A 1,934-nucleotide genomic window follows, 5' to 3' on the forward strand; every position below is an offset into this window, starting at 1 on the left:
GAATAAACATCTTGCAAAGGATGGTTCGTCCCGTTCAACTCTAAGTAGAATAATAAATTAATTCACTTATCGAAAATTACATTAGCATAAATGAAAGGATTTAAAATGGCAGAGAATGATGAGTACCCGATTGAGTATTTTAGAATGACTGGTGTTCATGGTTATAAAGACATAACAATGACCATGAAAGGTAAAACGACCATTTTTGTATCTGAGAATGGCGCAGGTAAAACAACAATACTAAATGCCATCAGGCTTCTTTTAGAGCAAGATTTTGCCAATTTGATGAGAATTGATTTTAAATCAATATTTATAAAACTCCTTGGTCATAATGAACTTGAAATAAATAATGACAGAGCATCGCTAATACCTCTAGAAGAAATCAGGTCTTTCCTTAACGAAAGATTCTCCTTGGGAGAGTCATTTTGGAATGATCGGGACATCACTAAATTTGCAAAATCATTAATTGATTCTAAATATAATGAATATCATGACGACCCACTAGTGAATGATATATACAACTTTGTGAAATACCCAAAAGATTATATAAATCACTTCCTTAGAGAGTTAAAAGATAACCTCACAAATAAAATAAAATCTAAAGAACAACATAATTATAAGATACATTATTCTAAGAACAATACATTCCGATCTATTGCCGAAGCACTTAGAAATGTGGATGTGATTTTCCTTCCGACATATCGAAGAGTTGAAAAAAGTTTCGAAACAGTTCCACGTGATGAAAGGGAAATTAGTAGTAATCGGATGTTTGGTAGAAAAAGAGGAATGAGATTACAGCGCGATGGGATTTCTTATGGACTAAAAGATGTTGAAGATGCTTTAAAGGGTTTAACTTTAGAGATTGAAAGGACATCAAATCTAGGTTATAGATCTTTAAGTGCTAAAATGCTTGAAGACCTAATTAAATATGGCAATAACGATCGAATAGCAAAAGAACAAAACGCTCTACCTTCGATAGAAGACTTAGAAAGATTTTTAAATCGAGTGGAAGATTCTGGTACTAATCCACGAGAGAGAAGAGCATCTGAAACAAAAAAGAATTCTTTAATCGGTTCTCTAAAGAGGTTATATAATAGTGATTCAATTAAAGACATCACATACTTGAAATACTTCTTGACTCAACTAAATTCAGTTATTCAAGAAACCAAAGAACAAGAGTCTAAGATTGAAAAGTTTGTAGCTGTTTGTGACAAATACCTTTCTTCTGCAGGTGATTCAAAATCATTAAAGTTTGATCCGCAAAGCCTAGAAGTTATTGTTAGAGATAATTATACAGGTGATCGAATTTCTCTAAATGACTTATCCTCAGGCGAAAAACAAGTTATTTCATTAATGGCAACAATTTATCTAAATGACAACTCGCCCAAAATAATTCTAATTGATGAGCCAGAGCTTTCCTTATCAATTGATTGGCAACGGATGATTCTACCTGATTTGAATGCTGGTGAGAATGTGAGACAAGTCATTGCTATTACACATTCGCCATTTATTTTTGACAATGATTTAGACCCATATGCAACTGCAATGAAAGTACGAAAAGGTAATTAACAATGAGCATAAGCCTTTTAAATGTTATGAAAAAAGAGGTTCACTCTAAAAACCCTCTAAAACAAGAAATATTACTTAAAACATCCATTTTCGAAAAAATATTTGTTTTTGAAGGAGTTGATGATTATCCAGTTTATGATGAATGGATGAAACGTAACCCTGTTTATTGTGAGGCAGGACATCTGGTCGCTAAAGGAAAAAAACAAATAATCGAGCTTTACGAGCATGCAATCCAACATGATGATAAAGAAGTATTGGAGAGCTGTTTTTTCTTTGTTGATCATGACTTTGATATTTTTGAGCATAATTCAGATGGTATTGTTACTTTATCCTGTTATTCCATCGAAAATTACATTATAAACTCT

General features: G+C 32.3%; 2 protein-coding genes. Both read left to right on the forward strand.

Annotated elements, in window-relative coordinates; translation table 11 throughout:
- The first annotated feature begins 105 nt into the window (after nt 1-105).
- Nucleotides 106-1,569, forward strand: a complete 1,464-nt coding sequence (locus tag IM284_RS22860) for an AAA family ATPase (RefSeq protein WP_047368589.1) — start codon at nt 106-108, stop codon at nt 1,567-1,569.
- Nucleotides 1,570-1,571: 2 nt separating this feature from the next.
- On the forward strand, nt 1,572-1,934 hold a 363-nt coding region (locus IM284_RS22865), incomplete at its 3' end, for a DUF4435 domain-containing protein (RefSeq protein ID WP_193055959.1).

Source organism: Enterobacter cloacae complex sp. P12RS (assembly GCF_014895875.1).
Classification (GTDB): Bacteria; Pseudomonadota; Gammaproteobacteria; order Enterobacterales; family Enterobacteriaceae; genus Enterobacter; species Enterobacter bugandensis.